The sequence below is a fragment of the Bradyrhizobium sp. 157 genome (genome assembly GCF_023073815.1).
Classification (GTDB): Bacteria; Pseudomonadota; Alphaproteobacteria; order Rhizobiales; family Xanthobacteraceae; genus Bradyrhizobium.
In genome coordinates this window covers 31,334-54,770 of the sequence record NZ_JADPKF010000086.1, presented here as the reverse complement: position 1 = coordinate 54,770, position 23,437 = coordinate 31,334, and the positions used below count along the sequence as shown (strand labels likewise).

Annotated in this window: 21 protein-coding genes and 4 pseudogenes; 12 read left to right on the top strand and 13 right to left on the bottom strand. The window is 59.4% G+C overall.

Translation table 11 applies throughout. From position 1 onward, the window contains the following. The first annotated feature begins 5 nt into the window (after positions 1–5). Positions 6–2,198, top strand: coding sequence for a heavy metal translocating P-type ATPase (locus IVA95_RS23285; RefSeq protein WP_247512608.1), 2,193 nt, complete (start codon positions 6–8; stop codon positions 2,196–2,198). Then, positions 2,198–2,362: a cbb3-type cytochrome oxidase assembly protein CcoS gene (ccoS, locus tag IVA95_RS23280; protein ID WP_247512607.1), complete on the top strand. Its 165-nt coding sequence runs from the start codon at positions 2,198–2,200 to the stop codon at positions 2,360–2,362. Before IVA95_RS23285 ends, ccoS begins: the two co-directional genes overlap by 1 nt. Before the next feature lie 286 nt (positions 2,363–2,648). Here ccoS and IVA95_RS23275 read toward each other — a convergent pair whose 3' ends face one another. The 6 genes and pseudogenes from IVA95_RS23275 to queD form a co-directional block, all read right to left on the bottom strand. Next, the gene (locus tag IVA95_RS23275; protein ID WP_247512606.1) at positions 2,649–3,011 is read right to left on the bottom strand and encodes a hypothetical protein; all 363 of its coding nucleotides are present in this window, start codon (positions 3,009–3,011) and stop codon (positions 2,649–2,651) included. Between the two features lie 1,270 nt (positions 3,012–4,281). Next, positions 4,282–5,061, bottom strand: a complete 780-nt coding sequence (locus IVA95_RS23270) for a hypothetical protein (protein WP_247512605.1) — start codon at positions 5,059–5,061, stop codon at positions 4,282–4,284. A gap of 39 nt (positions 5,062–5,100) precedes the next feature. After that, positions 5,101–5,157 (bottom strand): annotated as a pseudogene (locus tag IVA95_RS39060) (hypothetical protein); the annotation flags it as partial. Between the two features lie 991 nt (positions 5,158–6,148). Then, the gene (locus tag IVA95_RS23265; RefSeq protein WP_247512604.1) at positions 6,149–6,574 is read right to left on the bottom strand and encodes a hypothetical protein; all 426 of its coding nucleotides are present in this window, start codon (positions 6,572–6,574) and stop codon (positions 6,149–6,151) included. Further along, entirely contained in the window at positions 6,574–6,783 is a 210-nt protein-coding gene (locus IVA95_RS23260; RefSeq protein WP_247512603.1) for a hypothetical protein, read from the bottom strand. The genes IVA95_RS23265 and IVA95_RS23260 overlap by 1 nt, the downstream gene beginning before the upstream one ends. Positions 6,784–7,505: 722 nt before the next feature. Next, on the bottom strand, positions 7,506–7,868 hold the full coding sequence (gene queD / locus IVA95_RS23255; protein ID WP_247512729.1) for a 6-carboxytetrahydropterin synthase QueD: 363 nt from the start codon (positions 7,866–7,868) through the stop codon (positions 7,506–7,508). A gap of 1,285 nt (positions 7,869–9,153) precedes the next feature. Between queD and IVA95_RS23250 the strand changes: the two are divergent. Next, positions 9,154–10,345, top strand: a pseudogene (locus tag IVA95_RS23250) (Glu/Leu/Phe/Val dehydrogenase). Positions 10,346–10,855: 510 nt separating this feature from the next. On the opposite strand, the gene IVA95_RS23245 reads toward IVA95_RS23250, so the two are convergent. The 5 genes from IVA95_RS23245 to IVA95_RS23225 form a co-directional block, all read right to left on the bottom strand. Then, positions 10,856–11,536 (bottom strand): hypothetical protein, encoded by a 681-nt coding sequence (locus IVA95_RS23245; RefSeq protein WP_247512602.1) that lies wholly within the window; start codon positions 11,534–11,536, stop codon positions 10,856–10,858. A 102-nt stretch (positions 11,537–11,638) separates the two neighbouring features. Beyond that, positions 11,639–12,214 carry an outer membrane beta-barrel protein gene (locus IVA95_RS23240; RefSeq protein ID WP_247512601.1) on the bottom strand — a complete coding sequence of 192 codons (576 nt, stop codon included), beginning with the start codon at positions 12,212–12,214 and terminating at the stop codon, positions 11,639–11,641. Further along, positions 12,211–12,474 carry a hypothetical protein gene (locus IVA95_RS23235; RefSeq protein WP_247512600.1) on the bottom strand — a complete coding sequence of 88 codons (264 nt, stop codon included), beginning with the start codon at positions 12,472–12,474 and terminating at the stop codon, positions 12,211–12,213. Before IVA95_RS23235 ends, IVA95_RS23240 begins: the two co-directional genes overlap by 4 nt. A 470-nt stretch (positions 12,475–12,944) precedes the next feature. Then, a complete protein-coding gene (locus IVA95_RS23230; RefSeq protein WP_247512599.1) occupies positions 12,945–13,253 on the bottom strand; it encodes a hypothetical protein in 309 nt (102 codons plus the stop codon). 53 nt (positions 13,254–13,306) lie between these two features. Beyond that, entirely contained in the window at positions 13,307–13,558 is a 252-nt protein-coding gene (locus IVA95_RS23225; RefSeq protein WP_247512728.1) for a hypothetical protein, read from the bottom strand. A 216-nt stretch (positions 13,559–13,774) separates the two neighbouring features. Here IVA95_RS23225 and IVA95_RS23220 point away from each other — a divergent pair. The 3 genes and pseudogenes from IVA95_RS23220 to IVA95_RS23210 form a co-directional block, all read left to right on the top strand. Then, a pseudogene (locus IVA95_RS23220) lies at positions 13,775–14,238 on the top strand (helix-turn-helix domain-containing protein); the annotation flags it as partial. Positions 14,239–14,302: 64 nt separating this feature from the next. After that, positions 14,303–14,584: pseudogene (locus tag IVA95_RS23215) on the top strand (hypothetical protein); the annotation flags it as partial. Positions 14,585–14,745: 161 nt separating this feature from the next. Beyond that, positions 14,746–14,931 carry a hypothetical protein gene (locus IVA95_RS23210; RefSeq protein WP_247512736.1) on the top strand — a complete coding sequence of 62 codons (186 nt, stop codon included), beginning with the start codon at positions 14,746–14,748 and terminating at the stop codon, positions 14,929–14,931. 310 nt (positions 14,932–15,241) lie between these two features. On the opposite strand, the gene IVA95_RS23205 is transcribed toward IVA95_RS23210, so the two are convergent. After that, complete coding sequence (locus tag IVA95_RS23205; protein WP_247389246.1) at positions 15,242–15,931, bottom strand: IclR family transcriptional regulator; 690 nt, start codon at positions 15,929–15,931, stop codon at positions 15,242–15,244. 162 nt (positions 15,932–16,093) lie between these two features. Here IVA95_RS23205 and IVA95_RS23200 point away from each other — a divergent pair, with 162 nt between their 5' ends. The 6 genes from IVA95_RS23200 to IVA95_RS23175 are packed head-to-tail and all read left to right on the top strand — an operon-like array spanning position 16,094 to position 21,791. After that, on the top strand, positions 16,094–16,882 hold the full coding sequence (locus IVA95_RS23200) for an ABC transporter ATP-binding protein (protein WP_247512598.1): 789 nt from the start codon (positions 16,094–16,096) through the stop codon (positions 16,880–16,882). After that, entirely contained in the window at positions 16,866–17,639 is a 774-nt protein-coding gene (locus IVA95_RS23195; protein ID WP_247512597.1) for an ABC transporter permease, read from the top strand. The genes IVA95_RS23200 and IVA95_RS23195 overlap by 17 nt, the downstream gene beginning before the upstream one ends. 33 nt (positions 17,640–17,672) lie before the next feature. Then, positions 17,673–18,695 (top strand): ABC transporter substrate-binding protein, encoded by a 1,023-nt coding sequence (locus tag IVA95_RS23190; RefSeq protein ID WP_247512596.1) that lies wholly within the window; start codon positions 17,673–17,675, stop codon positions 18,693–18,695. 54 nt (positions 18,696–18,749) lie between these two features. Then, positions 18,750–20,015 (top strand): CoA transferase, encoded by a 1,266-nt coding sequence (locus tag IVA95_RS23185; protein WP_247512595.1) that lies wholly within the window; start codon positions 18,750–18,752, stop codon positions 20,013–20,015. Between the two features lie 55 nt (positions 20,016–20,070). Beyond that, positions 20,071–20,898 carry a citryl-CoA lyase gene (locus IVA95_RS23180; protein ID WP_247512594.1) on the top strand — a complete coding sequence of 276 codons (828 nt, stop codon included), beginning with the start codon at positions 20,071–20,073 and terminating at the stop codon, positions 20,896–20,898. Continuing rightward, positions 20,895–21,791: an SMP-30/gluconolactonase/LRE family protein gene (locus tag IVA95_RS23175; protein WP_247512593.1), complete on the top strand. Its 897-nt coding sequence runs from the start codon at positions 20,895–20,897 to the stop codon at positions 21,789–21,791. Before IVA95_RS23180 ends, IVA95_RS23175 begins: the two co-directional genes overlap by 4 nt. Before the next feature lie 165 nt (positions 21,792–21,956). Here the strand turns inward: IVA95_RS23175 and IVA95_RS23170 are convergent, their stop codons facing one another. Next, a complete protein-coding gene (locus IVA95_RS23170; RefSeq protein ID WP_247512727.1) occupies positions 21,957–22,826 on the bottom strand; it encodes a GNAT family N-acetyltransferase in 870 nt (289 codons plus the stop codon). Positions 22,827–23,437 lie beyond the last annotated feature (611 nt).

The following is a 23,437-nucleotide window of genomic DNA, read 5'->3' as shown; positions in this document are numbered from 1 at the left end:
ATATCATGCAGGCGGCGCGGGACTTTTCACATTATGTCAGGGACCTCGGTTCCGGGGTGTCGCATATCGATCTTGCGGTCGAAGGCGTCAGTTGTGCCGGCTGCATGTCCAAGATCGAACGCGCCCTTTCCGCGCTTCCGGATGTCACGCTGGCTCGTGTCAATTTGACTGACCGTCGAGTGGCGCTGGAATGGAAGCAAGGGGCGCACGATCCAACCCGCTTCATCGACCGGTTGGCCGAACTAGGTTACAAGGCCTATCCGTTCGAGCCGGTCCGTGCCGAAGCGCTCGAGACTGAGCAGGCGAGCTTCCTGTTGCGCTGCCTCGGCGTTGCGGCGTTTGGCGCGATGAACGTGATGATGCTGTCGGTGCCGGTATGGTCCGGCAACGTCACCGACATGATCCCGGAGCAGCGTGATTTTTTCCACTGGCTGTCTGCCTTGATTGCTTTGCCCGCGGCAGCCTATTCGGGACAGCCGTTCTTCAGGTCTGCGTTCCGCGCACTGCGGGCGCGCAGCACCAACATGGACGTTCCCATCAGCATCGGCATCGTGCTGGCGCTCGCGATGTCGGTGGTCGAAACCATTCACCACGCTGAACACGCTTATTTCGATGCGGCGCTGATGCTGATCACCTTTCTGGTGGCCGGCCGCTATCTCGATCAGAGCATGCGCCGGCGGACTCGCGCCGTCGCGGGAAACCTGGCCGCCCTCAGGGGCGAGACGGCAACGAAGTTCGTTGGCGTTGACGAGATATCCGAAGTGCCGATCGCCGCGGTGCAGGCCGGCGATATCGTGTTGCTGCGGCCCGGTGAACGGTCGGCCGTCGACGGCTCCGTGATCGAGGGCCGGTCCAAGATCGATCAAAGCCTGATCACCGGCGAGACCCTGCCGGTGAAGGCGGGACCGGGGACCGCCGTCTATGCGGGAACGCTCAATATCTCCGGTGCATTGCGCGTGCGCGTGTCGGCGGCGTCTGAAGGCACGCTGCTGTCCGAAATCGGCCGGTTGCTCGACAACGCGGTGCAGGCGCGCACCCGTTATGTGCAATTGGCGGATCGCGCGGCCCGGCTCTATGCGCCCGTGGTCCACGCCGCAGCCCTTCTGACCATGCTGGGTTGGGTCGCGTTCGGCGCGTCCTGGCATGATGCCATCGTCATGGCGATCGCGGTTCTGATCATTACCTGCCCATGCGCGCTCGGCCTCGCCATACCGGCGGTGCAAACCGTCGTATCGGGCGCCATGTTCCGGAACGGCGTGCTGCTCAATTCCGGCGATGCCATCGAGCGGCTGGCCGACGTCGACAGGGCCGTGTTCGACAAGACGGGGACACTGACCTTGCCCGAACTTGATGTCGCCAACGCTGCGAGCATTCCGGCCGAAATGTTCGAACTGGCCGGCCGGCTTGCGCTTGCCAGCCAGCACCCGGTCGCGTCCGCGGTAGCCCGCGCGGCCAAAGCAAAAACGCCGCTGGCTGGGGTCGAAGAGATTACCGGTCAGGGTGTGCATGGTTTCGTCGACGGACTTGAAGTCAGATTGGGCAGGCCGTCATTCTGCGGCGCGGATTATCTGGCCAATGATATCTTGTGCAGGGATCCCGAAGCGTCGGTCGTTGCCTTCCGTCATGGCGAAACGTGCCACGTCTTTGCGGTACGGCAGCGGCTGCGTCCAGATGCAGCCAGAGCTGTCGCCGCACTTCAACAATGTGGCATCGGAGTCGAGATACTGTCCGGCGACCGCAAGCCAGCGGTACGTCACGCCGCGCAGTCGCTCGGAATTCACGAATGGCGGGCAGGCGTAACCCCTGCCGACAAAATTGCGCGGATCGATGAGCTGAAGCGACATGGCGTCAAGGTCATGATGGTCGGTGACGGCATGAACGACGCGCCTGCGCTGGCGGCCGCGCATGTTTCGATGTCGCCGGTGACCGCCACCCATTTGAGCCAGGCGACCGCCGATCTGGTCTTTCTCGGCGACCGCCTGACACCCGTGGTGGCTGCCATCGGCTTCTCGCGGAAAGCGCTGCGGCTAATGCGACAGAATCTATGGTTGGCCGCTGTCTACAATCTGCTGGCTGTGCCCTTGGCAATTGCTGGTTTGGCGACGCCGCTGGTGGCCGCTGCTGCCATGTCGGGCTCGTCGCTGCTCGTGATCTTGAACGCCCTTCGCGCGCATCGTGGTGTCAGGGAGTTGAGCTGATGGAAGTCCTGGTATTCCTCGTTCCGCTGGCGCTGGTGCTCGGCCTGCTCGGCCTGGTGGGGTTTCTCTGGTCGCTCAGGAACGGCCAATACAACGATCTTGAAGGAGCGGGGTGGCGAGCGATTGCCGATGACGACCCTGTTCAGGACAAGCCGGCTCCTTGAACGTCGTCGTGAGCCCAATATAGAGTCCGATCGAGGCCGTTGCGGTAGCATCAGCGGCGACGTCACGAATATCCTCGCCGGCGCAACCTAAGGTGAGACGTGTGCACTCGGGCCGTCGTGTGCACTACGTGTGCACTGAGAACGCATTCGGGTGATTTTTCCTTCCAATCGGGTCATGTATGACCCTAGAAAATCCAAGGTGCGGAAGCTTGGTCGCGCTGATTTCCTCAGTCGGTTCAACTTATAGGATCGACCGGAGACAAAATAGATCAATTAAATGAATGGCTTACGCTGTAAATTCTCCACGTGGTCTTGTGCGGCTCTTGAGGGTGAAGTCGTCCCAGGGGTTCGGGTGTTGCTTGTCGAACAGCTCCGGGTGCAGCCGACGCATGATGCGCCAGACCTTGCGACAGAGGCCGACCACTTTCTCGCCCTGCCGCAGCCGGACTCCGTTCGGCCCGTTGATGATCTTGTCGTAGATTTTGTCAGCGGCCCGTGGCGTGACTTCCATGATCTGCCGTTCGCCGATCCGCCGTCCGCTCTTACCGACGGTATCGCAGATCATCTGCATGATCCGCTCGTAGTCAGGCCGTGACCTGGGAGAGACTTTCTCGGTATAGGCCTTCTCCGTCTTGAATTGCCGGAACATTCAATCGATTGTGCCATAGCGCGCAATCTTTCCCTGCTCGCCCGGCTCTCCTCTGCGCTGGTCGTTCCATTCATCGAACAAGCCATTGAGTGTGGCGGCGCGTCCGCCTTTTCCGTCATCGCCGCATGCGGCTTCTCGTCCCAAGTGGCTCATTCGCCATCTCGCAGCCGAGCTTGCGGTAATAGGTCGGGATCCGGAAATAGAACGCGACCGAACCGCGGGCAAGCCGACGCACCTCCACAAAGCGTGGAAGCGGGCGCTCCAACGTCACAAATCCTCGGCGAGGTCGCCCGGCACCATGTCCGGGGCAATAGCTCGGTCCAGATCGTTTCTCAACCACAGCTGACGCCTCTCTTCCTTCACACGTGGTCGAGGATACTCCGTCCCGACTCGTTTGAGAAAGGCTTCGACAGTCGGCTCTCCGCAATAGCCCGCTGCGACTGCGGCTGGCATACGACGTGGCCAAGAACCAGCAGGAATTACGGCAAAACGTGGCATCGCAACCCATCTAAGCTTGAGCTGCCGAAATCGGCTTCCAGTCGTATGGTACCAATGCATCATGCAGATTGCCGCCGATGCCTGAAACCGCGACAGTAGCGAGATCGCGCAAAAACGTAGCATATCGTACTAAAGGAATGCGTTGGGCGTAGTCGCCGCTGGGAAGGGGAAGCTCATAAGCTTGGCCGGCACTTCCGCCTCGTTTCCGCCTGACGGCCAACTGTTGATTTTGTGGACCCCTAATCAGCGGGTCCCAGGTTCGAGCCCTGGTGCGCCCAGCAAGCCTTTCAAGGACTTAGGGAGAGAAGCCGTTTGAGAAGACCGATCTAAAACGCTTTTTCAACCGGTGTTTTTGCAGGTTGGCCGAAGAGCCTTCTCTCGACAATGTGATGGGATCGTTGCGATAACAAGGTCTTCTGCAGAAATCGCGACAGGCAGGAGCGATGCGAATTGCCGGCGATGTCGACGGATCGCCTCAAGCACGAGCCTCTGACCCGCGCGGACCCATAGCAAATTCCAATCGATCGCACTGAGCGTAGTCGTCCTCCCGGAAGCCTGTGCGAAAAACCTGTAGGTATTCTGTCGCTACCATCTCGTCACGACAGAGCCCGCGGGCGCGGCGCCATTTCCGAGTCGAGGATCAGTCGGCCGTCGAGACGGCCGTCTAAACGCTTCACGTATTCCGAAGCTTCCTCCATATGTGCCTTCATAAGTGCACGCACGCGCTCGCAATCTCTCGCGCGACCAGCTTTCGCGATCTCCGAGTGAATCTTTACATTGGCGCATTTGACTTTCGTGTGTTCCTCCGCAGGCGTCTGCGTGCTGAATACGACCAGTAGGGACGAAGATGGCTATCGGGCAAGAAATCCCCGAAATCTGGGCAGCGATTCACACCCCTTTCGACATGTCCGGGGCCATCGACGAGAACGGGGTTCGTCGGAATGTCCGTCAGTACATCGCGACAGGATTCCCTGACTTGCCATTGTCGTAGTAGGCAAACGTGCTGATTTCTCGCTCCTTGCTGCGGTTTTCGGGGAAAAGGTTCTTGCCGTAAAGCGCGGAGCTGTTCAGGTAGGGCGTATATTCGTAGGGCATCCGTGCGAACCGGATGCACTACTATGCATTCAATCAAGCTGCGGAACGCGACGCGAGTTTCGATCGCCTTCGGATTGATCTTCAGCGCGGTCACCAGCCTTCTAATCTCCGAACGGTATCGGTCACTGAATTTCGGGTGATCGAAGCCAATGACATTTTCGCCGCCACCGCCCAGCAGCCGCAAGCGCTCTTCAACGCTTTCCCGCTCCAGGTCGCACTCATCGATCCGCTTCAGCAACTCGTCCGGCTTCCGACGGCTATTTGCGATGGCATATGACAGGCGTTCGATCTCGGTAGTCAACACGCGGCGTCGACGCTCTAGCTTAGCGTGTTCGCTGCCCTTGTTCCGATCGTTTTTGCGCTCCTCCTTCCAGGCGCACATCGCCTCTTCAATGGCTTTCGGCGAAAGCAATTTCAGTTTGATTTTGTCGGAGGCATCCTCGAGCAGAACGTCCATGTCGAAGCTACGGGTGTGCTCGCAGGTGCCCCGCTGATGCGCGCTCGCGCATGCCGCGCGCGGTGCAGCGTTACGCGAGGATTGAGCGATTCGCATGTGGCCATTGCAGACGCCGCACCGGAGCACACCGGCAAGCGGGTGCTCATTGTTGCGCGGGATCACGGCGCGACGCCGCGGCTTGCGCGCGCTACGAACCTCCTGCGCTCGATTCCAGAGCACTTGCGGAACGATCCGCAGCTCTGGCTTTTTGACTATGTTGTGGCGCTCTTCTGGATTGCGGCGCCCAGGTCCCGTCCGGCGTCTGGACCCTCACGGATTCCTCCATGTCGGCTGGCGAGACACCGTCGATCATGCCCCGTGGCGCCTCACCAGCCCTGGCGAGATACGCGACCCGCTGGCCTGTGGTGGGAAGAGCACGCCGAGTCTGCCGTTTCGGCCAAGATCGGGTTGGGCAGATACGGTTCGCCGTTTTCCACGAGGAATCAGCCAGCCCGCAACGGGAATCCCGGCTCCGTCGACGCGTTAGCATAGCCGCCCCGGTGCGTCGGAGTGGTGTAAATTATGTTTTTTCCGATTTTGTTGAATGTTATCGGGTTTATGCGTCCATGTTTTGCGGGAACGGAGACCGCGATGCCAAAGCATCAGACCTCGCTTGAAAAGATCGAACAGAAGATCGGGCGGAAGAAGGATGAGGCTGTCTTGCTATCGCGTGAGTTCACGAGCTCGGCGAAGATCAGGTGTTGCCGCGCTTCGTACCCTTCTGGGGAAGGGCCGTCTCGTACGGCTCGGCTACGCCCTATGGCCGTGCAGTCCCTCGCGGCTGACGCCAGATGGCTTGGCCGGCGTGGCGCGTCAGGCGCTCGACGAGCCTGGCGTGGAATGGGAACCTACCGAAGCCGAACGTGCCTATGATGAGGGCCTCTCGACCCAGATTCCCGTCAAACCCGGTCGTCCGCCAAAGGCCGCTTCTCGCGTAAAGGTCCTGATCATCATGCATGTAGGCACATACATCACGTCGTCGCGGGAAACGGCGCAGGAAGCATGAATCGGCTCGACCCCGGCGTTTGGTCTGGCGTCTACAATCGTCTTAATGCCTGTTGCGGATTTCGTGTAGATTTTCCGGATCGAGCAGCACCCGTCTCCTTCTAGATCCTGACGAAAAGCGGTTGAAAGCTGTCAGGCTCTGAATGCGGAGCTCCACTTCGCGCTGATAGATCGTCCTTTGCAAGAACACGATATCCGCGTCTCGATCGCTTTCGTCGATATCGATGTACCAAGACTTTGGCCGTCCATCGATACCGTCACTCCAGCGATATCCACGCGTCTTGAGTTCATCCTTCGGCTCGAACGGCGAATCTTCGGCCCAGATCCCAGTGGTTTTGCGCCGCGCACGTTCCAGCAGTGCGGAAAGAACGGTCCGATTGTGATCGGGGAGCTGCAAGAGTTGGATCTCGAGGAGCGCGAGGCAGTCATCGACAGCGCGATGAGCCTCATGAAACAGGCCCGCCTTCATCAGCAGATACGGCAGCCGTGAGCCTTCGAAGCCATGATGCGCCATTCAATCTCACTGACCGAACACGCCCAAGCTTGATGCTCAAACGACGGACAGTAACGCTCCATGAACGTGCGATCGAAAGCGGCATTGTGCGCAATGATGACGACAACGGCATCTGCCGCGAAGGCGGCAACGTGATTCGGGTCAAGGTTGTGGCCATTGACCATCTCGTCGTAATCCCGGTGAGAGCCGTCGCGGCCGCCATTTCGGCCAGGGTTACGGGATCGGTCATTTTCTTGGTCAACAGATGAAACCGCGCTCCGTGTGCACCTGACTGCACTCTACCGGATGCGCTCGGGCGAGGCATCGGTGCCTGTGGACAGCTATTCGCCGGTTTCCGCAGCTATCGGCTGGGTGGAAATAACCAGTCGGGCGAAACGGCATCCGCGACCAGCCAGCGGGGACGCTCGAGTCCAGCACCTTGCCAACTTCACTAGAGGCTTCGCCCGCCGAAGTGTCGAACGGCGGATATTGATGGCGATCTCTATGGCACGCTCGCATCCACCCGTGCTCCTCGCATTCGCGGCTAGCGCCGACCTGCTGCAGCACCGAGATCGCCCAGCCGCGAGCGTCCGGGATCGAGGGTCCTCTCTCCGGTACAATCAGCATCGAATTCGCTCCAACGAATCCCCCCAGACAGTTCCGGCGGTTAGCACAACGCGGGATTCCGGATCGTCTGGCCGAATGCGGTCACGTGCTAGGGGGTCCTCATGGCCAAGCCGGGCGCGGTCCTCGGACCTCCCGCGAGATCCAAGGGCCTTCCGCGAGCACGGGAATCTGCCCGCGGACCCGGCCGACGAGGAGCCGAAGTGCAGATCGAGCAAGTCGGCTTCGGAGCCGAAGAAGGACAGGCGTGCCGCATCGACACAGTCCCAAATGAGCGCTGAATTCAGCCATCGGGCCCGTCATATTCCGCCCAACAATCGGTCGTCTCGTACACCCTCACGCTCGAGAGTTGCGCAAGGCGCGGTTTCGCGTGCTTCCAGATCCAGATGGCGATATTTTCCGCCGTCGGATTTTCCAGTCCCGGGACTTCGTTCAGGCAACGGTGATCGAGGTTCTTTAGAAGAAGACCGATCGCTTCTTCCATGTTGAAGAAATCCATTACGAACCCGGTGTGCGGATCGACGGGCCCGTTCAGCACGACCTCGACCCGATAGGAATGACCGTGCATCCGATGACAGCGATGTGTCTGCGGGACGTTTGGAAGTCGGTGCGCTGCCTCGAACTTAAATACCTGGGATATCTTCATCTGATGCCGGGATGTTTGTGGGATTGCACGCTGAGTCGCCATTTCCAATGAGCAGACATTACGCGACGGCATGCCGCATGTGGTCGACGGCGTCAAATTGTCCGAGCCCCCTCTCATCGAACGAACCGCAACAGTGGTTCTGGGCACGTTCATTGCCTGTGCCATGCAGACGATGGAGCGTCTACTACAAGATCCGGTAGATGCAGAAGCCAACTTGAGGCCCTAGGGTGCCGGCCGCGTTCCCCCGCCGATCATCATCGAAGAAACAGAAGTGAACGCAATCGACGAGAAGCCAACAAAAGGGCAGAACGGCACAATATGACTGGCAGAACCTGGGTGGCTACCCACGAACACCTCAATCAGGCTCCTCGTTGTTCTGACTTAAGAGCCGCAGAACGGAGTTTTCTGCTGTGACCGGGCAATCAATCGTCATGAACGGTGGTCGATCGCTGCCGCGCAGGCTGAAACTCAATCTCACACTGACCGGCTAATTTTCGGCAGGAGAAAGGGCACTGCGTTCTCCTGCCTTGCCTCTTCCGAGTTTGCAGCATGCGTCAAAAAGGAAAGCGAGCTTTTGCCATTCCCCGGTCGTTTAACAAAGTTGCCCGAATCGTCTGCCGCGGTGGATCGATTCGACTTTCGTTTCGGCCATGCTTGTAGAAATACCTCGCAAACCAGAGCTTCTGCGATGAGTTTCACCAAGAAATTGGAAGATTGCCGGGCGTAACGCCGAGCATCGGTACCTTCGGAGTGCTATTCTGTGGTCAATCAGGAGATCGAACGTGAGCGGCAAAACAGCAGCCGGCCTGCCGGATCCAGATGCCGCATCGGGGAATGATATTGAGTCGGTCTACCACATCTGTTGTCAGGCTCGACGCGGCCAGCCGGGGGTGCCTTTTTGCGAGCGCGGTTGGCTGGGCGGCAAGGGCTCTACGCGGCGGTCGAAAGGCTCGGCTTTAGCAGAGTGGGTGGTTTCTGCGCTTATGCAGGTTTGTCTCTTAACCCGGGTCTTTGGACCTAACTTGAATGCCGCCGCTTTGGGCCGACACTTCGCAGGACGCTCTTGAATTTTCGCCTGCCGCGATTCGCTGTTGGGCCGTCGTGGCCGCCTCGGTCAATCTCGCTTTCATCGCATTGGTCATATTTTTGGCGTGACCGCGAGACGCAATCTTGCTGATTGGACTAGTTGTCTCGCCCACATCTGAAACGCGCAACACGCACCAGGGAGCTCGGTGCTCTGAAGCACAAGCATTCCGATGTTTCATATCCAGCCTCAGGAGCTATCGTGACTGTCTACACTGGGCCAGTGTTTGAGATGGCCGTAAAGCAATTCGACGTGATCGCGATTATCTGGGGATACCAGACGACGTAAGACCCCGCCAGCTGCTGCCGAAGCGATCTGTCACGGTGTCGTGCCCAATTCGCCTTGATGACGGCACAACGGCGGCTTTTGAAGGCTATCGGGTGCAGCATCACCTTACACTTGGCCCTACAAAAGGGGGCACCAGTTCGGGCCAACCGTCGACCTTGGCGAGGTTGCAGCGCTCGCGATCTGGATGAGCTGGAAGTGTGCCCTGGTCGGATTGCCATATGGCGGCGTCAAGGGCGGAATTAACGTCGACCCTTCTAGCTTGTCGAACCGTGAGCTTGAGACTCTGTCGCGCCGGTATATGCAGGAAATGATCCCGTTTGTTGGGCCGCACACTGATGTCATAGCTCCCGATCTTGGAACAAACGAGCAGATCATGACGTGGTTCATAGATACCTACTCGATGTATCAGGGCCAAACCGTCACCGAGATCGTGACTGGCAAACCTGTCAGCGCTGGTGGAACGCTCGGTCGTCGTGAAGCCACAGGCCGGGGTGTGGCTCATTTGGTTCGCCGCGCAGCGGACGAGCTCAAAATCCCACTCAATGGCGCCAACAGCCGTTGTTCAAGGCTTTGGAAATGTCGGTTCGATGACCGCACTCGAGCTACACAACATGGGAGCGAAAGTGATCGCGGTCAGCGATCACACGGGCGCGCTTTATCGACCTCGGGGGCTCGATATACCACAGCTGGTCGGACATGCTGCCTCGCAAGGTAGCCTGGATGGCTACTCCAGCGAGCTTGCTCTAGACCCAGGCGAGTTGCTGACGATCCCGTGTGACGTGCTTGTTCCGGCTGCCCTGGAACGGGTCATCGACGCCGAAATAGCCAGCAGGAAGGCCATCAGGAGGAGATCTTCCTCATCCCCGATCTTCTCTGCAACTCGGGCGGTGTCGTGGTCAGCTACTTTGAATGGGTGCAGGACCTCCAGCGACTGTTCTGGGAGGAGGAGGAAGTCACGCGTAGGGAGTATCAACTTTTGGACCGTACTTTCGAGCGCGTCCTGGCGCGAAGCAAACGTGAAAACCTGTTCAATCGCACGGCAGCCATGGCGATAGGTGTCGAGCGCGTTCGCGGAGCAAAAGAAACACGCGGACTGTTTCCCTAGTAGTGTGATCTCGCTGAATGTCTTTGTTGTCAGTTCGATATGTCGGGCCGATAACAGACCGGACTTTCTGCACCGTAGGCCCAGGTGGGTCGCCGCCGAAGTTCACGCGGCGGCCCCTTTTTTACTAGTGAATGAGTGCGTGCGTCTTACGAATCGCCCGTCGATCGCAGCACTAGCAGCCTGTGCGTCATTTCAAAGGAATTGACTTGTTTTCACCCGTCACACTTCGTGAATCGTCCTACAAGGGCAAATCTTTGCGGGGCTTGTTGAAGTTGCCGATTCCAGCCTGGCGCCGCTTCCACGTTTCCATCAGCTGCTCGACAGTACCTGACTACTATTTGGCGGCGGAATCCACCGTAAACCCGCCGCCGGCGGGCCACGCCGGTAATGACTTCCACCTTCGAAAACGTCTCGGACGGTTCAAGGTACTTCTGCTAGGGAAACGCGTACGGCTTCAGGATGCTCGTCCAGGAAGGCTGGAGTCTGGAGCTTGACTACGGTGGGGCCTTTTCAATTGACCTTATAAGAGGCCTGAAAGAACGTACCCCAGCGCTCCATGCTAAACTTCGAAAACTCAGTCGCAGTGGTTCCCGGATAACAGCCTGTGCATATCGTTTCGTTGTCCTTTTGGGTCCACATTGCCCAATAGCGCCCGCCGACGCCGATGCTGAGATTATTGGTGATGAAGTAGGACAACACGCCTTCGACCTGTACACCCCCGCCTCCGTTCCCGCGTTGATCAGCGAAGGTAGTCGTCGGGCGCAAGAGATGGTGGTCGCGACCAGCGAAATCGGTCCAAGGCAGGTAAGCGACATCGGTGCTTAAACGCCAACGCTCGGTAAGCATGGTTTCGGCGCTCAGGCCGACGCGAGGTGCATTCCAGTGCGTATCCTGGCTGCCAACGATTTGATCAGCGGACGCCGTGCATGGAGACATGGGGTTGGCAATCTGCATGCATCCCATCGTGTCGGAGTTCTGGGCGTAATAGGTCCAGCCGATAAATCCGCCGACCTTGTAGTTGGCGCCGCGCGAAAAATCGTAACCTACGTCGGCCGTGTAGTACGTGAACCTCCCGTTTGCCTGGCCCGATATCGTGTTGCTATAAGAGAGCCTGCGATGGATGCCCCAATCTTCATCGTTGAGCTTTCCTTTATCGAAGCGCCCGATGCCAACGTTGCTCTTCAGGAACACTCCCCACGGGCTGTCAAGACGGCCAAATAATTCCCCGGAAAGTCCGTCGAGGCCGTGGTAGGTGAGCTTGATATAAGAATGTTAGGATCTCCAGTAGCGATCTCATCGGGAATAGCGCTGGCGTCCCATTGGAATCGTCCCCGGCTGAGCCAGAGCCGCGATCCGCCTTCGAACGACCAACCGGCCTTGTAAGCAATCGGCGGCGCGCCGGCAGGTGCTTTCGCGTACAGCGGCGCATCGGACCCATTGCGCCGCCCATGGGTCCGCGCCGAAATGGTATTTCAATCCCATCTTTCCGATGTGATAGTTGCTGGACAGGCTCGTCATGTTCGCCGGAAGAATTGCGAACGGCGGAAACTGCACCGTCGAAGGCGTTGCGACACTTGGCCCACCGAAATGCAGATAGTCATACTCTACTTTGACCGACCATGCAGGCGTAAGCGCTTGCTCGACGCCCAGCCCGATGGCGCCACCGACCTGACCATAGTCGAGATGAGTGTTCTCCTGTGGCTGCAGGCCATTATATTCGTTGTTATTGAGCACGTTGCCCTGATTGTATTGCCAAGCCACGCCTCCCTTGAGATAGGCCAGCGTATGGCCGAGAGCGCCGAAGGCGTAACCGACGCGGCCGGTCCCGGTGGCAAAGAGGTTTGGACCTGCCGTGCAGTTTGCGCTCACACAAAGCCCGAGGCGGCCAGGCAAGTATTTGTGCCATCGGAGACAGCACGGCTGGCATCTAGTTCGACGCCAAACACCCAGCCGTTCTTCTGCCAATTGTAGCCGATCTGGCCTCCTGCGTGGAACACTGGGGTATTGACGACGCCGCCATAGATTGACGGACCGTCGGGATTGCTGAAGGAGGTTCGGCCGTACCCACCGCCGACGTGCCCGCCAATATAGCCTCCGGACCAGCTCCACACCGCGGGTGAAAGTTTCACTTCTGGCTCAAGGTCCGCCGCATTGGCTGCACCGCTTGCGATGAGCGCAATTGTTGTGGCTCCCGAAAGAAGAACTCCAGATCGCATCCAATACTTCCGTGCATTTTCTCGGTCCACAACCGAGCGCCCTTAAGTTATCCCCGCAGCAAACCGTCGGGGCGGACCAGACGCTAACGGCGATGCGCGCCGAGTCGTCCCGAAGACCATCGCACTGCGATTGGTGATGATGACGTGAACAAAGCAAACCTCGTGCCGAAGAGAGTTCGAGGCTCTGCAGGCACTCCGTAAGGTGTGTAGCGTCAAGTTGCTGACATTTGTCTCAAGACTGACAGTCTGCGCTGCTATCGTCCGACAGGACGTTGCGCTTCGAACAGTTGTCCCATCGCCCCTCAATACGCGGGGCGCGCGTTAATGTAGGGCATTCAACTCCGCATCGTTCAGCGCGGTGATCGAGGAAGCGCTGCTTGGCGTCATCGGTCCCGGGGCGATCGCCGCTGCAATCGCGGCTGCAGAGAGCTAAGGAACGGCGGGATCAGGTGCGTGATGCTCTCCGCCGACATCATCCAGCCGTGCGCCAACTGGTGCTGACTTCCATCCTGATGCCGCGCCGCACGAACTACCACATCCCGGTGTTTAAGCCTGCCGATGGCGGAGTAGTGTGGTCGCCGCCGGGCCGTGTCCCCGTTGGTCTGCTTCACCGGCAGATCGAGATTGTACTCATTGAGCCAGCAAAGCGCCTGTCGCGCGCCGCCCAGTTCCTCGACCTTGTCGAACACCATCTTGATCGCTTCCTGGACACGCTGCCACAACCAACTCGCCCCGACGCGCCTTCTCATAGCGTGCCGAGAGCGAGCGCTGGCGCAACAGATCCGGTTCGTACTCGTTGAGGCTGCCCTTGAGCCCGAGCAGCAGGCGGTCGCTGCCATGCCTCGGCGCGTAGATGGTCTCCTGATCGACCAGAACCGGTATCGACCACGCGGCACATCTCGATGAGTTGCTGCCAATCCCGACCGCTGCGAGCGAAGCGCGAGACCTCGCGGGCGCAAACCGCACCAACCTTACCAAGGCAAACCTCCGCTACCATTCGCTCGAAGCCGGCGCGTTGTACGGCGCCGGCGGCTGAACGACCGAGATCATCATCGATCACTTCGATCTCTGACTAAGCTGGGTGATGACGGACTGAGATAGGCGGCGTATCGAGGCGGGTGTCGAGCCTGCCAGAACCTCTCAAGGAGAGCGATACGCCATGAACGAGACCAGTACCCACTTTCTTGGTCGTGAGTCGTGATTCAAGATATGGATGATCCTTGAAGCAAGAGAAGTCCACCTTTCGAGGAAAGATCGCAAGGCGCTTGAGGCGTGTTGTCGCTCGCCAATGACGTTGCAGCGCGATTTGAAGCGGCGCGGATCGTTCTGTTGGCGGCGGATGGGCGCAGCACCCGGTCGATCGCCAAGGAAGTTGGGGGTCCAGCCGCGGATTGTCAGCCTTTGGCGGCATCGCTATGCCGACCATGGCCTTGAAGGGCCGCAAGACAAGCCGCGGCCTGGCAAGCAGCCGATTTATACGAGGACGACCTACAAGCGGATTCTGAAGCTGCTGGATAAGCTGCCCCGCAAGGGTTTGCGCGCTGGACAGGCCCTCTGCTGACCGAGGCGCTGGGCGACGTTGACGTCCAATATGTCTGGCGGTTCCTGTGCAGCCACAAGATTGACCCCGCGGCTCGCAAGTCCTGGTGTGAGAGCACCGACCCGAACTTCACGGCCCCGCTCGTGCCCCCACTACTTGATTGTTTGCGTTGATGGTCTTACTGCGCTTCTCTGTAGCGCCATGTCCACGAAATCCCGCGAGTATCTGTTCGGCACCCAAATCAGAATGTCGGCCGAGCGTGCAAAGGAGGCGCGCAAGCAAGAAGACAAGCTGACTTGTGAGGCGTGGAATTTTCGGATGCTTGGTTACAAGGGACCGACCCCGCCGTCACCTACGATCGGCGACGCGATCAATGCCGGTTATTTTTACTTGGAAGTTCGGTGCCTGGGGTGCGACACCAATCAGACCGTGGCGCTCGACATCATCAGGCGTGCGAAGACCACGCCGGTGCATGAGCTAGATGTGGTCTTTCAGGAGGTTGTCCATCTGGTCCGAACCGAGGAAGCTGAGGTTGCGAAGCTTCAGTGTTCCACGGAAAGACCAGATGAACAGCCACAAGAATGCTCCACTGACGCCGAAAGGTCGAGAGGCCATGGTGCGGTGTGTGGAAGCGGGATTGAGCAATGCACGCCGCCGCGCGCCAGTTCAACACCACGCCGAAGATGGTGGCCGAATGGGTCGAACGGCCGCACAATCTGCGCAACGTTCTGGCCGCGCTTGCATCGATGTCGGCGCGCCGCAGCTTGGCCCTCAGCATATGCCGGCTCCAGAACACCAGCACATATATCGAGCAGCGCAATAGCCTTTGAAGAAGCCTCCCTCCTGATGCCCGTATACGGGTGGGTGGCGTCGAGATCGAGGATGATCTGCGGCGGGATCACTTGGGCGACTCCAGGAACAGCTTCAGGGGCGTCCCACCACTCCAGACTGATCTGCACTACGCTCTGTCGTTATCAGGGCATTCCTTGAACCACCACAAAATTCTTGTCGCAAAAGAACGCCTCGCCGATTCGCGCCCCGATGCGCCTCAACAATGTGAGAAATGCACCCTGCGCTCAGGAGAGGCCCTTGCGGCACCCGCTGAGCTGTGCGTCATAAACGGAACGCTGCCATTGTAGCTCAGCGCTCGCTTGCAGGCAGCAGACCGATCAGCGCTTTAGCCTCGGACTTCAGAACTACAATCGCAGCCTTCCGAGCATCTGCATCAAAGCGAGTCCGAATGGCGGAGACCGAGAGGGCGCCGCGCAATTGGCCATGAACGTCGATCACAGGCACAGCTGCGGCCGCGACCTCAGGATCCCGTTCGCCGATCGAGACGTAGAAGCCACGATCTCTGACCTTCTTTCCATCGGCTGATGCAGAATCGCGGTAGGCGGTAAGAACACGGCCGGCAGCGCCGCGGTCAATCGGCAATCGCTGACCCTCTTCGAGGTGATGCCGGACCGAACGCGGAGAATTGACGCGATAAAGGCAGATGCGCTCGTCGCCCTCCGCGATGTAGAAGGATGCGGTCTCTCCGGTTGCCTCGACCAGACGATGGAGCGAGGGTCTGATCAGGTCACCGAGGTCGAGCCCGCGCTGATAGAGCGCCCCAAGGCGCCATAGCTCCGGCCCGGGTCGAAATAGCCGGTCCGTACCCCGCACCAGGAAGCCATCCGCCTCCAGAGATGCGGCAAGGCGAAGGACTGTGCTCTTGTAGAGGTCAGTCGCATCCGCAATCTCCGTCAGCGTCATCGCGGCGCGCTCCGGGTCGAACGCCTTAAGGATTGCCAGTGCCCGCGCGACCGCATCAACCCCTGTTCTTACCATCGATACCTCTGGTTCTGCTGTGCAGAACCAATAGTCAGAATGACGCCAGGAGTCCAGCCAGCTAGCACGAGGGCCATTCTGCACATCAGAATACGATTGACTCCTCGTGAGACGCGAGCTACTCGGGTCCAGACGCCAGAACAAGTTCTATGGAGCGAAACAATGGGGCGGCCGGGACTTGCCGTGGACTTGCGCGACGTGATGATTCGCTTCGGCGACTTCACGGCCGTCAAAAGCATGAACCTCCAGGTAGCCGAGACTGAATTCGTTGCAGTGGTGGGGCCGACCGGCTGCGGAAAATCGACCATTCTCAACACTGTCACCGGACTGCTGAAGCCCGCCGCCGGCGACGTTCGCATTTTCGGCAAGTCTCTTACGGGCCTGAACGGTCAGTCCGGCTACATGCTTCAACAGGAAGGGCTGCTGCCCTGGAAGACCGCCCAGGACAATGTCGGCCTCGGGCTCGTCTTTCAGGGCAGCTCGATCGCGAAAGCGCGCGAGCAGGCACGGCCCTGGCTCGCCAAGGTCGGATTGAAGGGATTCGAGGAGCGCTATCCGCATCAATTGTCCGGCGGCCAGCGCAAGCGCGTTGCGATGGCACAAACCCTGATCATGGAGCCCAAAATCGTTCTCATGGATGAGCCGTTCTCCGCGCTGGACGTTCACACACGCCGGCTCATGCACCGCATCCTGCTCGACCTCTGGCAGGCGGACCGGCGCTCGCTCGTCTTCATCACCCATGATCTCGATGAGGCCATCACGCTGGCGGACCGCGTCGTTGTGATGTCTGCCGGTCCCGCCAGCCGCATGGTTGCCGACGTCAGGATCACGCTGCCTCGTCCGCGCGATGTTTCTGCGCTGCAGACCACCGACGAATTCGTCGCGCTCTATCGTGAAATCTGGTCGCTGCTCGGCGCCGAAGTGGAGAAAAGCTATGTCACGCAGGGGTAGGGTCGCTCTCACGCAGTTCGCCATCGTCCTTGGCCTGATCCTGATCTGGGAATTGGGCGTGTGGGCCGGACTGATCGATTCCTTCTTCTTTCCGGCACCTTCGACACTTGTCGCAAGGATCGGGGAGTGGATGTCGACGGCGGACTTTTGGACCGATATTGGCATAACATTGCTGGAGACGGTCCTGTCGTTCCTGGCTGGCATCGGGATCGGCACAGCACTTGGTATCTGGCTGGGCTTAAGCCCGTTCGCTGCCGAAGTCGTTCAGCCCTTTATCAAGATGTTCAATGCAATCCCGCGGATCTTGCTTGGACCCATTTTCGTCATCTGGTTCGGATTGGGCCTCACCTCCAAGGTTGCGCTCGGCGTCACGCTGGTTCTATTCGTCGCATTCTTTAACACGTTCCAGGGCGTCCGCGAGGTCAATCCGGTCGTGCTGGCGAATGCCCGCCTGCTGCGTGCATCGAAGTCGTCCCTGCTACGGCACGTCTACCTGCCGTCCGCCACGACCTGGATTCTGTCGAGCCTGCGGGTGTCCGTCGGCATGGCCGTGATGGGAGCCGTGGTCGCCGAATATCTCGGCTCGTCCGCAGGATTGGGGCACTTAATTGCGCAGGCCGAAGGCGTCCTCGATGCGACCGGAGTGTTCGCAGGAATTATCGTTCTCTCCGCCTTCGTCGTTGTCCTCGATGCCATCGTCGACTGCGCGGAAAAGCGGCTCCTGGTCTGGCGGCCGGCGCCTGCGCACGAAAGCTGATCGTACGCTCTCCCATCAATCATGGAGGTTCGCATGCACGTTTCCATAAGACTGACGCCGGTCGTGGCGCTGGCCGCATTCTCGGTCATTTTGGCGCATGCCACCGAGCCCGAGAAAACAAAGTTGAAGATCGCCGTGGGGTCACAGATCCTCAACTATATGCCTGTCGAACTTGGAGTGAAGCTTGGCTCCTTTAAGGAAGAAGGCCTTGACGTTACCGTCGAGAATTTCCAGGCCGGTGGTTCAAAGGCTCTGCAGGCCCTGATCGGCGGCTCCGTCGACGGGACTATCGGCTTTTACGACCACACCATTCAGATGCAGGCGCAGGGTAAGCAAATTTCCTGCGTGTTCCTGCTGAATGACATTCCCGGCGTCCTGCTCGGTGTCCGCAGCGACCTCGCCGACAAGGTCAGAACCGGCGCCGACCTGAAGGGTCTCAGGCTCGGGATCACGGCGCCGGGGTCATCGACGGAGACTATGGCGCGTTACTACATCAAGAAATCAGGATTGGGTCCACGCGATGTCAACATCATTGCCGTCGGCAGCGGCGCACCGGGCATGGTGGCGCTTGAGGCCATGAACGTTGATGCCCTGGTCTATTTCGATCCCATCGCGACGGTTCTCGCGCGCAAGAAGAGCGCGACAGCGCTGTTCGATGCGCGCACGATCGAAGGCTCAAAGCAGGCCTTCGGCGGATCCTATCCGACCGCGTGTCTCTACCTTCAGCAGTCTTTCATCGACAAAAATCCAGAAACGGTCCAGCGCCTGGTCAACGCCTTGCTCAAAACTCACCGCTGGATCAACGCAACGCCGACGGAGCAGCTCGTCGATGCGATTCCTCCTGGTTACAAGACTGACAATCGCGAGGTGAATATCGAAATCATGAACGCATCGAAAGCGCTCTTCTCGCCAACCGGGCAGATGGACATTGAGGCGGCCAAGGTCCCGCTGGCTGTCCTGAGCGACTTTGATCCAAAAATCGCTGCCGCAAAGATCGACCTGAACAAAACCTTCACCAATCGCTTCGCGGAACGCGCCGCACAACAACTGAAATAGCTGCCCGCAGGCCAAGCCCTCACCATCGGATCACCTAAAGGAAGGCGTCTTCAGATGTCTCTGCCGCTCACCGGCATCCGCGTCCTGGACCTGTCGAACGTGTTGGCCGGTCCGTTCTGCGGTTATCATCTCGCGCGTCTTGGCGCGGAGGTCATCAAAGTCGAAAATCCGAACGGCGGCGACCTCGCGCGGCGCCTCGGCGCCGATCCGAAAAGGGCAGAGCGCCTGCAGGGCCTCTCTTTTGTCGCGGTGAACGCCGGCAAGCAATCCGTGGCGCTGGACTTGAAGTCGGAATCGGGCCGCGAGGTATTCTTGCGACTCGTCAAGGAAGCCGATGTGGTGCTCGAAAACTTCCGGCCGAAGGTGATGGAACGGCTTAGCCTGGGCTTTGATGTGCTCAGCAGGCAGAACCCGCGTCTCGTCTACTGCGCGATCTCCGGCTTTGGGCAGAGCGGGCCGTGGTCCGCCCGTCCAGCCTATGACCAGATCGTTCAAGGTCTGTCTGGTGCTATGAGCGTCACTGGCGATACGGCCTCGGCTCCCCTGCGCACGGGCTTTCCGATCTCGGACACGATTGCGGGACTGACTGCTGCCTTTGCCATCGCCGCAGCTCTGGTCGAACAGCGGCATAGCGGCCGCGGTCGGTTCATTGACGTGTCCCTGCTCGAAGCCACCGTTGCAGCGATGGGATGGGTCGTCTCCAACCACCTGAACGCTGGTGTCGAGCCGCAGCCCATCGGCAACGAGAACTTCACCGCGGCTCCCTCCGGCACGTTCCGCACCGCAACAGGCCCGCTGAACATTTCCGCCAACGAGCAGAAGCAGTACCAAGCCCTATGTGACCTGATTGGCCGACCGGACCTGAAGACCGATCCGCGCTTTGCTGGGCGCGAGATGCGCAAGGTCAATCGCGCAGCGCTGAACACGGAGTTGAACAAGGCGTTGAGTTGCAAGCCCGCTGACGAATGGGAGGCCCAAATGAATCTGGCTGGAGTCCCCGCAGGCTGCGTGCTGACGGTCTCGCAAGTTTTGCAGCAGCCACAGCTCCTCGAGCGCGGATTCGTCGAGACTTTGGCCCCAGAACAACACGGTGCGCAGCCGTTACGAATCACGCGGCCGGGCTTCCGGCTGGATGAGGAGTTTTCGGTGCCTTCACCACCTGCGACGCTCGGAGCAGACACCGAGCGATGGCTGCAGCGGCTCGGCTATTCGTATGCGGAGGTCGAGCAACTGGTCTCAAGCCGGGCCGTCGGGACGCCAAAGCGAGGAGAGGCTGATTTCCTGCCCGTCCGCGTAGCCGCGGACGGACCAATATCATGATATTCGACGGCTTGCGGCGGTTGGCAATCGGCAGGTTGAAGGGGCCGAACCGGAAATGAGCGAAGAAGAATTGCGACAGCAAGCGGCCCGTTGGTGGCGAACCTCCATCTGCGATATCGCGCCCGGTCGCATCGCCTATCGGGGTTATCCAATCGAAGATTTGATCGGCCGGATTTCCTTTCCCGCCATGATCTGGCTGATGTTGCGCGACGATCTGCCGACGCCAGCGCAGGAGCGGCTGCTGCAAGCTGCGCTGGTCGCGTCCGTTGACCACGGTCCGCACGCGCCCTCCATCGCAATTGCGCAGATGGCGGTGAGCTGCGGGCTGCCCCTGAACGGTGCGATGGCCTCCGCAATCAATACGCTCGATGACGTGCACGGCGGAGCAGGGGAGCAGGCGGTCGAACTCTACGAAGATGTGCTGCGGAGGCGCGATGGCCTAGAGATCGGCGAGGCCGCGGCCGCCGCAATCGACCATTTCACCGCAAGGCGCGGCAAATATCTGCCCGGCTTCGGCCACCGGTTTCATCCGGTCGACCCGCGCGCGGCACCGCTATTGGCGCTGGTGGATGGCGCAGGTGCTGAGGGCAGTGTCAGCGGCGACTATGCCAAGGCCGCCCGCGCGATCGAGCGCGTGATGCAGCAGCGCAAGGGCAAACTCATCCCAATGAACATTGATGGCGCGACCGCGGTCATTTACGGAGAGCTCGGCTTCGCGCCTTCGCTGGCGCGCGGCGTCTTCTGCCTGTCGCGCGCGGTCGGAATCCTGGCCCACGCCTGGGAACAGACCAGGCGCAAGGATCGTAACAAGGGACCGATGCCCAAGCAGTTTGGCTACAAATATGAGGGCCAGCCGCGCCGCACGCTGGGAGGCGCGTCATGATGTATCTCGACAAGTCGCCTCAGCTGGTTGAGACCCGCGTGTTCTCGTCGATGCCGGCGGAATTTCGTCGCCCGGGTGTTTCCTCGAAATGGGCGGATGCCAACCGCGGGGGCCATCCGGTGGATTGTTTCATCGAGGGGCCGTCGTTCAAGTCCGGGAATCTCTACGTCGTCGATATCCCCTTCGGCCGCATTTTCCGGATTTCGCCCGACGGCATCTGGTCTCTGATAATCGAATATGACGGCTGGCCGAATGGTCTGAAGATCGCACCTGATGGCCGGGTGCTGGTGGCCGACTACATGAACGGCCTCATGGAGCTCGATCCGCAGCGGGGTACTATCAGGCCGCTTCTGGGGCACCGCAATTCCGAGTCCTTCAGAGGCTGCAACGACCTTCATATCGCGACCAACGGCGGCATCTATTTAACCGATCAGGGGCAAACTGGATTGCACGATCCGACAGGCCGGGTGTTCCGACTGTGCCCTGACGGCCGGCTCGATTGCCTGATTTCGAACGGGCCTAGCCCGAACGGGCTGGTGCTCAGTCCCGACGAGGCCGTGTTGTTCGTTGCAATGACGCGCGACAACAGCATCTGGCGCGTGCCGCTGATGCGTGACGGCGGGGTTGCGAAGGTGGGACGGTTCAGCTTGTTCTTCGGGACCAGCGGTCCTGACGGGCTGACGATGGATCAAAAAGGGCGGCTCTTTGTCGCGCATGCCTCCCTCGGCCACGTCTTCGTCATGGCGCCGAACGGCGAAACGATCGCCCGCATCAAGTCCTGCGCTGGGGCGACCTGCACGAACCTCGTATTGGAGGCGGCAAACGGCACATTGCTCATTACGGAATCCTCTACCGGATCAGTGTTGATGGCTGATCTCGCTCACCTTCCTTGAACGTTCGCCAGCAGGAGTGACAAGGTGGTACCGAATCCTTCACGCGACGGTCCACCGAATCAAGATGCAGGAAGGAGCCCGGTAGATGATTGGCTTGCCAGTTGCCAAGGCATTGTGCTTGGCGACGAATGGATCGCATTTGTGTGCGGTGATCCGAAACTGGAGTCAGTAAGCAGCACTGTGTGGAAAGCGCGAAAGTACGACTGGGCTATCGTTCGTAAGGCTGGGTCGGGCTTCGCCCGCAACGGGCCGCCGCCGACCTGGCTTCGCGCCTTTTAGCCGGGCAGGTTTCGGCTCGCGGTCCACGAGCCTTGAGAAGACCATCGTATCGCTTCGCACCATGAAGAACGATTTGATGGCTGATATCTTGAACGTTCCCGCCAAGAAAGTCGAAGAGGTAACCGCTCGCAGTGGGAGTAAGCACCGCATCAGCGTCGAGGTTCTCCGATCATCCTCGAGCAACCGCGACGCACGCGTTGGAGCGTTCGTTTTGAGAACCAACAAGCAGCAGGGTTTGCTGCTTTGAAAGTCTTTACTGATAGGCCCAGGAGCGCTTTTAACTGTGTGGAGCAGAGGTCGCAGTACTGTCATAGCGCTCTTGCGCGCGCGCAATCCTCCAACCCGATATCCCCTCTCCTCGTAGAAACGGCGTACCCGTTCTAAGGCCGGATAGCCATCCGGGGGCAACGCAACCTCAATCATCTGCCAGCCTCGGCGCTTCGCCTCCGAATGTACCGCCTCGAGCAGATGCCGACCGTGGTCAGAGCTTCGGAAGTCGCAAGAAATCCATAGCTCCTGAAGCACACCGTACGCTCCGGCTGCTCTCACGGCCTGTACGGCCGAGATGGCAGCGACCCCTACAATCCGCCCCGTGGCTTGTTCTTCGATGACAAAAATGAAGCCCTCTTCGGGATCCTGAATCAGGCGCAAAGCAGCCTGCTTCGCGCCTTCAAGGCTGAACTCTGGTCCGGGGCCACCTAATTCAGAAAGTAGCTTTCCGACGGCTTCTGCGATCGCGTTCTCATCTCCTGGCACGCCTTTGCGCAAAGCCGTGCCCCCGTGGGGCAGGCCTTGCGCTTCAGCGCCAACACGAACACCCGTCACGTTAGTCCCTCCAGTCCTTCTTGAGGATATCCATGTTCAAAAGGATGCAGAAAACGCAACTGAGAGCAACTATCAAGCTCGATAGGGAATAGGACGTCCGCCCTCGCTATAAGCAACAGAGGTGAGGTAAGTGCAAGCTGTTGCCGTTCTCAGAATCGACTGCGGCTTGACCTGCTGCGAACTCATGATGGACTTCCTTCGATTAGAAAGGAAATCCATGAGACGGCACATTCGCGCGTGGGCAGGCCGGCCATGCCGATCAAACATTTCGTAAGAGCGATTGCCGATCACCACTCACGAGCGAATCGATTCAGTAGATCTTGCAGCATGATAATCGCCGTGCCATAGGGCGCATCAGCTCGGCGCGTCCGAAGGTGAGATTCCCCACACTCGTGTGCGTCACTCGTACAAAGTTGCGCGAGGCGGGACAGGTATCATACGCGTGCGCCCGACAAAATCGTCTGAACAACATCGCGAAAGATTTTGCACGCTAATGCACTATCTTAAGCTTACCTCGAAGAACCGAAAGATAATGGCAAGCA

What these genes read in the sequence shown, in the direction of transcription:
- IVA95_RS23285 (WP_247512608.1), top strand. Translation starts at nt 6, where the DNA reads ATGCAGGCGGCGCGGGACTTTTCACATTATGTCAGGGACCTCGGTTCC.
- ccoS (WP_247512607.1), top strand. Translation starts at nt 2,198, where the DNA reads ATGGAAGTCCTGGTATTCCTCGTTCCGCTGGCGCTGGTGCTCGGCCTG.
- IVA95_RS23275 (WP_247512606.1), bottom strand. Translation starts at nt 3,011, where the DNA reads ATGTTCCGGCAATTCAAGACGGAGAAGGCCTATACCGAGAAAGTCTCT.
- IVA95_RS23270 (WP_247512605.1), bottom strand. Translation starts at nt 5,061, where the DNA reads ATGGACGTTCTGCTCGAGGATGCCTCCGACAAAATCAAACTGAAATTG.
- IVA95_RS23265 (WP_247512604.1), bottom strand. Translation starts at nt 6,574, where the DNA reads ATGAAGGCGGGCCTGTTTCATGAGGCTCATCGCGCTGTCGATGACTGC.
- IVA95_RS23260 (WP_247512603.1), bottom strand. Translation starts at nt 6,783, where the DNA reads ATGGTCAATGGCCACAACCTTGACCCGAATCACGTTGCCGCCTTCGCG.
- queD (WP_247512729.1), bottom strand. Translation starts at nt 7,868, where the DNA reads ATGAAGATATCCCAGGTATTTAAGTTCGAGGCAGCGCACCGACTTCCA.
- IVA95_RS23230 (WP_247512599.1), bottom strand. Translation starts at nt 13,253, where the DNA reads ATGGTGTTCGACAAGGTCGAGGAACTGGGCGGCGCGCGACAGGCGCTT.
- IVA95_RS23225 (WP_247512728.1), bottom strand. Translation starts at nt 13,558, where the DNA reads ATGGTAGCGGAGGTTTGCCTTGGTAAGGTTGGTGCGGTTTGCGCCCGC.
- IVA95_RS23210 (WP_247512736.1), top strand. Translation starts at nt 14,746, where the DNA reads ATGCACGCCGCCGCGCGCCAGTTCAACACCACGCCGAAGATGGTGGCC.
- IVA95_RS23205 (WP_247389246.1), bottom strand. Translation starts at nt 15,931, where the DNA reads ATGGTAAGAACAGGGGTTGATGCGGTCGCGCGGGCACTGGCAATCCTT.
- IVA95_RS23200 (WP_247512598.1), top strand. Translation starts at nt 16,094, where the DNA reads ATGGGGCGGCCGGGACTTGCCGTGGACTTGCGCGACGTGATGATTCGC.
- IVA95_RS23195 (WP_247512597.1), top strand. Translation starts at nt 16,866, where the DNA reads ATGTCACGCAGGGGTAGGGTCGCTCTCACGCAGTTCGCCATCGTCCTT.
- IVA95_RS23190 (WP_247512596.1), top strand. Translation starts at nt 17,673, where the DNA reads ATGCACGTTTCCATAAGACTGACGCCGGTCGTGGCGCTGGCCGCATTC.
- IVA95_RS23185 (WP_247512595.1), top strand. Translation starts at nt 18,750, where the DNA reads ATGTCTCTGCCGCTCACCGGCATCCGCGTCCTGGACCTGTCGAACGTG.
- IVA95_RS23180 (WP_247512594.1), top strand. Translation starts at nt 20,071, where the DNA reads ATGAGCGAAGAAGAATTGCGACAGCAAGCGGCCCGTTGGTGGCGAACC.
- IVA95_RS23175 (WP_247512593.1), top strand. Translation starts at nt 20,895, where the DNA reads ATGATGTATCTCGACAAGTCGCCTCAGCTGGTTGAGACCCGCGTGTTC.